The sequence below is a fragment of the Allobosea sp. Root670 genome, from assembly GCF_001429415.1.
GTDB lineage: Bacteria > Pseudomonadota > Alphaproteobacteria > Rhizobiales > Beijerinckiaceae > Allobosea > Allobosea robiniae.
On record NZ_LMJU01000016.1, the window covers coordinates 144,945 to 152,281 of the forward strand.

The window sequence follows — 7,337 nt, forward strand, 5'->3', positions numbered from 1 at the left end:
GATCGAGCCCGGACTTTGTTGATCGCAAACAAATTCACTGTCAACGAGGCGCTTGGCGCGTCCGCCGCGTGGGCGAGGATTGCATTCGGAGGCCTGATCCCGGGCAGCTCGGTTATCCTGATGTCGATCGGCGTCCTGCTGGACGAGTTCACGGCGACCACGAAGGCGGCGATCGAGGACCGGCAGGCCAGGGTGGTAGCGCTGGAAGCTGCGTGACCCCAAATGATAGTCGTCGCCATCAAATGATAGGATAGGATAGGATAGTCTATCCGAGGCTAGCGAATCCTGCGCGATCCTGGGAGTTCCCCAGCTGGAGACCCGCAAGAACCTACCGATCTCGTCGGTTTCATGATTCACTCGGCCATCAGCACGATCGGCGGGCGGGCTCATGGAACAGCGGTCGTTTTTCGGGTTGTCGGAGCATCTTGAGCGCCTGAGCCAGATTGGCGATCCACTGGAGGTCCTGGAGCAGGCCGTCGATTTTGAGTATTTCCGCGGCTGGCTTGTCGAAGGGCTCGGCTATGGCGACGGCAGCAAGGGTGGGCGCCGATGTTCAAGGCGTTGATCCTGCAGGTTCAGCACAATCTCAGTGACGCGAAGATGGAGTTCATGATCCGGGACCGTCTGTCCTGGATGCGCTTCCTGCGCTTCGACCTCGGCGGACTGAGCCCGGACGAGAACACGATCCGGCACTTCCGCAACAGGCTGACCGAGACCGGCACGCTGCGGCGGGTGATGAAGGCCTTCGACTGGCAATTGCAGAAGAAGGGCTACATCCCGATGTCGGGCCAGATCGTCGATGCCTCGCTTGTGCCAGCACCGAAGCAGCGCAACAGCGACGGCGAGAAGGAGGCGATCAAGGCCGGCAAGACGGCGAAGGAGATCTGGCCGGACGAGCCGAACAAGGCGGCGCAGAAGGACGTCGATGCGCGCTGGACGCTCAAGATCGGCGGCAAGATCCGGTATCGGCCGGACGGCACACCCTTGCCGCAGATCGCCTTGCCGGTGTTCGGCTACAAATCCCATATCGCCATCGACCGGCGCTTCGGCTTCATCCGCGAGAGCGCGGTAACCTCGGCTTCACAGGCGGACGGGCGGATGCTGCCGCGGCTGGTGACGACGCAGAACACCTCTTCCGAAGTCTGGGCCGACAGCGCCTATCGCTCGCAGTCAAACGAGAAGTGGCTTTCGGCGAAGATGCTGGTCAGCCGGATCCATCGCCGCAAGCCGGCGGGGCGGCCGATGCCGCAGCATGTCGCGCGCGCCAATGCCGGCAAGTCAGTGATCCGGGCAGCCGTCGAACATGTCTTCGCCCGCCAGAAGAACCGGTTCGGCTTGTTCATCCGCACCATTGGCCTGGCGAGAGCCGAGGCGAAACTGACCCTCGCCAACATCGCCTACAATTTCGACAGGCTGATCTTCCATGAGCGTGCCGGCGCCAGGGGATGAGTCCGCCCGGAATCCGGTAGACGCACTGAAATCGGCCACCGTCGGTCGCTGATCAGACCCCGCAGACGCCGATCTTCGCTCTCGCGCCCGGCGCCACCGCCGCCCTCGCCGAAATCACCAGGTTCTTGCGGGTCTCCAGCTCCAGCAACCGGGCATCCTCGGTGTCGCGATCAGACACCGGGGCATGAAGCCATGCATAAAATCCGGCCCGGGCAACCCGCAGGACACGGCACATCAGCGTGACGGCATATTCATGCCGGTGCTCGTTCATGAAGCGGTACTTCACTCGGGTTGCCTGGCAAAGTACCGCGCGGCTTCCTAAGAAACGGCATCCACCGCGAGGCCGGCAGGCTGGAGGACAAAGCCGAAGGTCTTAGCCCGCCGCTGCAGATTGTCGATGACCCGGGCCCGATAACGTGCCTCGTAGGACGAAGCTCCTGGATCGACGTAATCCATCCCGTGGCGGACAGCATTGTAGAACAGCACCGCGATCTTGCGAGCGGTCGCGGTGACGGCCTTCGCCTTGCCGGTACGGGTTGAAAGGCGACGGTAGAAGGCTCCCAGGGCGGTGTCGGTTCGACCGATGGTTGTCGCGGCCAGTCGCAACAGCGCCGCCGCTCTGCTGCCCGAGCGTCGTGTCCGTGACGACAGAACCTTGCCGCCGGAGATCTTGTTGCTGGGAGCCAGACAGAGCCGGGACGTGAAGTGCTTTGCCGTCGGCCATGCTGAGAGGTCGTCGCCGCATTCGGCGATCAGCTTGAGCGCGAGATAGGGCCCCATGCCGTGGATTTGCGTCAAATCCTTGCCGAGCAGACCGTAGAGCGCACCGCGCACATCGAACCCGGGTCCGTTCGATTGCCGGCTTCCCCGCTGACGCGGCGGCGGCATGGGAACGGTTTGCCGATCGCGAAGGGTGCTCAGTGCTTTGAGGACGGCCTCGATCCGCACGTCGCACGCCTGGGCTCGTTCCTGGTAGGCTTCGTACAGGCCGAGGGCCTGTTCGAGGGCGAACAGATGCTCGGATCGATAGTGGCCCCCCAAGGCCTTCTGGATCGTCTCGGCATCCGCATGGCAGCGGGTATCGCGCAGCATGGCCAGCACGGCCGGGTCACGCTCGCCGGCCACGATCGCCCGGATGATGCGAAGGCCGGTCGCTCCCGTGACGTCCGACACGACGTGATGAAGCTGGAGGTTCATCTCAGTCAGCGCCTTCTGCATGTGCTGAATATGCGAGGCGGCATAGTCCAGCAGGCGCTCCCGCTGACGCAGATAGGCCCGAAGCTCGGCGATCTCGCCCTTCGGCCGGAAGCTGGCGCGCAGCAGACCATGGGAATGAAGCCGCTGCAGCCATTGAGCGTCGCTGACGTCGGTCTTGCGCCCGGGTACATGTTTGGCATCGCTTGCGTTGACCAGAAAGACCTCGAAGCCACGCTCATCCAGCAGCTCGAAGATTGGGATCCAGTAGACACCGGTCGATTCCATTACCACGGTCTTCACGCCGCATTCCGCGAACCAGTCGGCCAAGCGGCAGAGATCGGCCGTGAACGTGCCGAAGCTGCGCACCGGCTCGGACGAGCGATCCGCGCCCACCGCCGCCATATGCATCGTGGCTCCGATGTCGATCGCAGCCGCGTTCACATGCACCGTCGTCAAATCGGAAGACCGGGAACCAGAGGGTTTATCGCGCTTCATCTCACCTCTCCTGATTTTCGAGGCGAAGGGCTGGGCAGCGCAGTCAATCAACTTCCTAATCGGGATCGTCCGAGGACGTCACCACTCTCAAGCTCGCGACAGCCCATGGACCATGTTTTTTAACGGGGTCAAACGCCACCAAAAAGCCAACGGCCGCTCCCTTCCCGCCACAGTATGGCACCGAGCTGTTTCTCCCCCACAGGCGGAACCGATCCGCGATGGTTTTTTAGAAGATCACGCTCCTCTTCAACCCTTCGCATCTCAGCTCGCAGCCGGAGGATCTCGCTTCTGGCTTCCAGCAACTCCTTCGATTGCTGCTCGGATCTGTCGGGTGAAGCAGCCTTGACCCACTTGTAAAGGCTGTGTGCCGAGACGCCCAGCCGCGCCGCGACATCGGGCACGGAGTAGCCCCGCTCGGCGACCTGTCTGACCGCCTCATCCTTGAATTCCGGTGCAAATCTCTGCGAACTCATGACCAACCTCCTATGCTCAAAGGATAGGTCGGCGATGTCTAACGGACCGGGCGCAGTCCAGGGTTACGATCTCCAGTTCTACCTACGCGTTGAACTCACTTCGCCCCTAGGCCTAGGCGGTGTGGACGGATTTGACCAAGATGAACGCCGCCGCGAGCGCGACGATGGATGCGAAGTTTCGCCTGGTCTTTTCGCAGCGTAGGGCGACCCGCTTGAAGCGCTTGAGCTTTCCGACGGCCTGCTCGATGCGGGCTCGCCCGCGATAGAGGGCTTTCGCGAAGAAGCCGGGCTTGTCCTTCTCGTTCGTCTTGTGCGGAATGACCGGGATGATGCCTCGTGAGCGCGCCGCGTGCCGGTTGGCCTTGCTGGCATATCCTTTGTCGGCGACGGCAGCGCGTGGATCGACCTCGGGGCCGAGCCCGAGCAGGATCGGGAAATGTGGCGCATCGCCCTTCTCGCCGCCCGTCAGGTCGAAGGCGATGGGATGGCCGTCGAAATCGGTCTTCAGGTGGATCTTGGTGGAGAAGCCGCCACGGGAACGCCCGAGCGCCTGACCGTTCTGCCCCCTTTGGCTCCTGCCGCCGAGACATGGGCGCGCACGATGGTCGAGTCGAACAGCTGCACGAGGTGTGCCGATGACGACAGCGAGGCGAGGTGATCGAAGAAGGTCTCGAACACGCCCGCCTTGCTCAGCCGGTCGAAGCGCTTCCAGATGCTGTTCCATTTGCCGAAGCGCTCCGGCAGCGCACGCCAGGTGATGTTGTGGACCGAGAAATAGTGCAGGGCCTCGAGGAACAGCCGATCGTTGCGGCCCTTGTCGCCCCGGCGCGGCAGCGAGGCGCGGAACACGTCCAGCGCCACCGACCAGTCCCTATCCGCCATCTTCGTGGACATCACCGACCTCCAAATCAGTCGGCTCTCCATGAATCAGACAATCGGCATCAGAGGAATCCTCCCCGAGGGACATGCGGCAATCCGTCCACACCGCCTAGAAAAGCTGAGATACAGGCGCTTCCAAGCGAATTTCACTATCAATGACCGCCATCACCCCTTTTTCGTCTTCGTGCATAGCGCAACATCTGTGGAGCTTGAGAAGTGGGATGACAGCGAGGTTCTCCCGGACGACGACGCCTACGTGAAGATCGCCATTGAGGACACGGAAGAATTTTGAACGTAGTCGCGATCTCGGCAAGGGATGCCGCTTTCGACCCATTGCAGCAGTTGTCGCGACGCGGAATTCGGGCCATCGTGAGCCACCGAATTCGGGGGCACCCTTGAGGCTTGGCATCAATCTTCGGGACGACCTCGCCAAGCTTAGCGAAAACGAGCTACCCGACCAACTGGAAGCCCGCATCACCCAGCGCAATTGGCTCATATCGGAAACGAAGAACGCGCTAAATCGATGGGCCTTCCGTCTCGGCATTGCTATGCCATTTGGGAGAGGGCCATTGCACGCTCGCATCTTCTATCGGCTGCGGGGCCGTCTGACTGTCGGCGCAGTGACGGGACACTCGCTCGGCGACCTCTACGTCGTTGAATGCGAGATCAAAGACTTGATGGATGAACTTAGGAGCCGCATCGGCAAACAGAGCCGATTGACGAAAAGTGGCCCCTAAGTCCGTTTCCGACCCGGTACGGTCATTAAAGTCGATTTGTCATAGGACTGTCCGCCCCCTCTGCGCGACCCGGATAAGACAAACTCCCATCAGGAATGCGGCTGCCATGATTAGGCCCGCAACTAACCAGCCCCCCAGTGCTTCTCGCGACACGGCCGTGATCAAGAACATGAAAATCGCGCCCCCCAAGATGGAGGTTCTCATCGGACGGCGGCCCAGCACCAAGCCTCCAATGAACGATAGAGCCCACCATTGCAGCCCGGAAGCATGCAGAGTGACTGCCAGCACGAAGCAGATGATCAAAGCCACCGCACGGCACAGTGTTATTACGGCTGTGTCGAACGATTTGCGCATTCCCGAAATCCTACTCGCGATCGACGGCCTCGCCGGGCAGACAAATCATGCCCTAGCCGCTCTGAAGACAATGAACCTAGCGCGATAGCCGCGTAGAGACCGCTCCTGGCGTGCAGCCGACGCTGAACCCACTCAGCAATCAGCTCGCACGTATGCGTGCCGTCTCTCGGGCATTGTCGAGGAAAGATCGATTATAATCATCCAGTCGAGCCGACAGCCCTGAGGGCTGTAACCCGCAGCATCATTCCGATAAACACGAGACTCGATCCCTAAGCCCTTATGAAGCGGTGAGCAGGTAAATCTTGCTGCCTGTAAAGCTCGATTTACGGGACTCTGCGGACCCTTCAACGTTATCTTATATCGATTCGAGGGGAAAAGGTCATTCAAAGCTTCCGTGGCGCTTTGGATTGGACGTCCCCTGTTGTCATACTCAATTTTCGCGAGACGCTCAGCGAACGGACCGCTCGGCGGTAAGAAATGAGCCCGCAAGGATCGACTGCCAATTATGAGCGAAAGACCGAAGCATATGCCAATTCCGATCAGCAGGCTTGCTACGAGAAAGCGGAAATTCATGGCGACGGCGCCCCCCTTGCTTTGCAGCATCGTGAGGCAGAGGCAATCGTCAACGTCTAAGTCGGATCGTAGTTCATAGAGGCCTGCTTGGCCTTCCGCTCTCGGCCCATACCGGATGTCTCGGGCTAACCTGGCTTGCCGTCAGCCTCGCGCCACAAGCGGACGCTGGGTACTTGCCCTGGAGCGGACATTACATATCAGCGGCTGAACGGCCTATTTCGCCCCAAGGCGGACTCATCGAAGTCCTGCAGTCAGGCAGTTAAGCAGTTGCCGCTCGATCGGCGGTTGTGCCGCGCGATCTGGTGGTTATAACGCTCCCACTAACTCGGACCCGGTGAAATCCCGGGTGGCTCTTCCGGCCGCCGATCCGCCGGACCACGCAACAGGCCTCTCNGGCCTATTTCGCCCCAAGGCGGACTCATCAAAGTCTTGCAGTCAGGCAGTTAAGCAGTTGCCGCTCGATCGGCGGTTGTGCCGCTCGATCTGGTGGTTATAACGCTCCCACTAACTCGGACCCGGTGAAATCCCGGGTGGCTCTTCCGGCCGCCGATCCGCCGGACCACGCAACAGGCCTCTCCGTCGCTCTTCGTGCCCGCCTCATCAGCCGGCCGCCGACGTTGCCTTGCGAGACCACAATGCTCATSACCACCCTTCGGCGCGAATGGCTGACCAATMCGCCGCGTGAACTTCTTGCCGGCGCGGTCGCCACCTTCGCCCTCATTCCCGAGGTCATCGCCTTCTCATTCGCGGCCGGCGTCGATCCACAGGTCGGCCTCTTCGGATCGTTCGTCATCGGCATCGTTATCGCCTTCACGGGCGGGCGCCCGGCCATGGTCTCGGCCGCCGCNGCCGGCGTCGATCCACAGGTCGGCCTCTTCGGATCGTTCGTCATCGGCATCGTTATCGCCTTCACGGGCGGGCGCCCGGCCATGGTCTCGGCCGCCGCRGGCTCTGTCGCTCTGGTTGCRGCGCCGCTCGTCGCCTCGCACGGCCTGTCCTACCTGCTGGCGGCGGGCCTGCTGGCGGGGCTGCTCCAGATTATCTTCGGCGTGCTGCGACTGGGCGTRCTGATGCGCTTCRTCTCGCAATCGGTCCGCACCGGCTTTGTCAACGCGCTGGCGATCCTGATCTTCGCCGCGCAAATGCCGCATCTGATGGGCGAGGCCTGGCAGACCTATGC

The 7,337-nt window shown here is 61.6% G+C and carries 3 protein-coding genes, 5 pseudogenes and 2 other annotated features; of the genes and pseudogenes, 3 read left to right on the forward strand and 5 right to left on the reverse strand.

Annotated elements, in window-relative coordinates:
- Nucleotides 1–388 precede the first annotated feature (388 nt).
- Nucleotides 389–1,449: pseudogene (locus ASE61_RS16115) on the forward strand (transposase).
- A 136-nt stretch (nt 1,450–1,585) separates the two neighbouring features.
- Here the strand turns inward: ASE61_RS16115 and ASE61_RS27200 are convergent.
- The 5 genes and pseudogenes from ASE61_RS27200 to ASE61_RS27595 all read right to left on the reverse strand — a co-directional run.
- Nucleotides 1,586–1,762 (reverse strand): annotated as a pseudogene (locus tag ASE61_RS27200) (IS3 family transposase); the annotation flags it as partial.
- A gap of 5 nt (nt 1,763–1,767) precedes the next feature.
- On the reverse strand, nt 1,768–3,141 hold the full coding sequence (locus ASE61_RS16125) for an IS110 family transposase (RefSeq protein ID WP_061968572.1): 1,374 nt from the start codon (nt 3,139–3,141) through the stop codon (nt 1,768–1,770).
- A 224-nt stretch (nt 3,142–3,365) separates the two neighbouring features.
- Nucleotides 3,366–3,614: pseudogene (locus ASE61_RS16130) on the reverse strand (transposase); the annotation flags it as partial.
- A 112-nt stretch (nt 3,615–3,726) separates the two neighbouring features.
- Nucleotides 3,727–4,338: an IS5 family transposase gene (locus ASE61_RS16135; RefSeq protein WP_156407128.1), complete on the reverse strand. Its 612-nt coding sequence runs from the start codon at nt 4,336–4,338 to the stop codon at nt 3,727–3,729.
- Nucleotides 4,338–4,538 (reverse strand): annotated as a pseudogene (locus ASE61_RS27595) (transposase); the annotation flags it as partial. The gene ASE61_RS16135 and the pseudogene ASE61_RS27595, both read right to left, overlap by 1 nt.
- Between ASE61_RS27595 and ASE61_RS16140 the strand changes: the two are divergent.
- Nucleotides 4,501–4,785 (forward strand): hypothetical protein, encoded by a 285-nt coding sequence (locus ASE61_RS16140; protein ID WP_162260109.1) that lies wholly within the window; start codon nt 4,501–4,503, stop codon nt 4,783–4,785. The pseudogene ASE61_RS27595 and the gene ASE61_RS16140 overlap by 38 nt on opposite strands.
- A 1,696-nt stretch (nt 4,786–6,481) precedes the next feature.
- Nucleotides 6,482–6,537, forward strand: a sequence feature (sul1 is cis-regulatory element that is thought to sense ions involved in sulfur or methionine metabolism; They are found in Alphaproteobacteria).
- A 128-nt stretch (nt 6,538–6,665) separates the two neighbouring features.
- Nucleotides 6,666–6,721 (forward strand) — a sequence feature (sul1 is cis-regulatory element that is thought to sense ions involved in sulfur or methionine metabolism; They are found in Alphaproteobacteria).
- A 284-nt stretch (nt 6,722–7,005) separates the two neighbouring features.
- Nucleotides 7,006–7,337, forward strand: a pseudogene (locus tag ASE61_RS27210) (SulP family inorganic anion transporter); the annotation flags it as partial.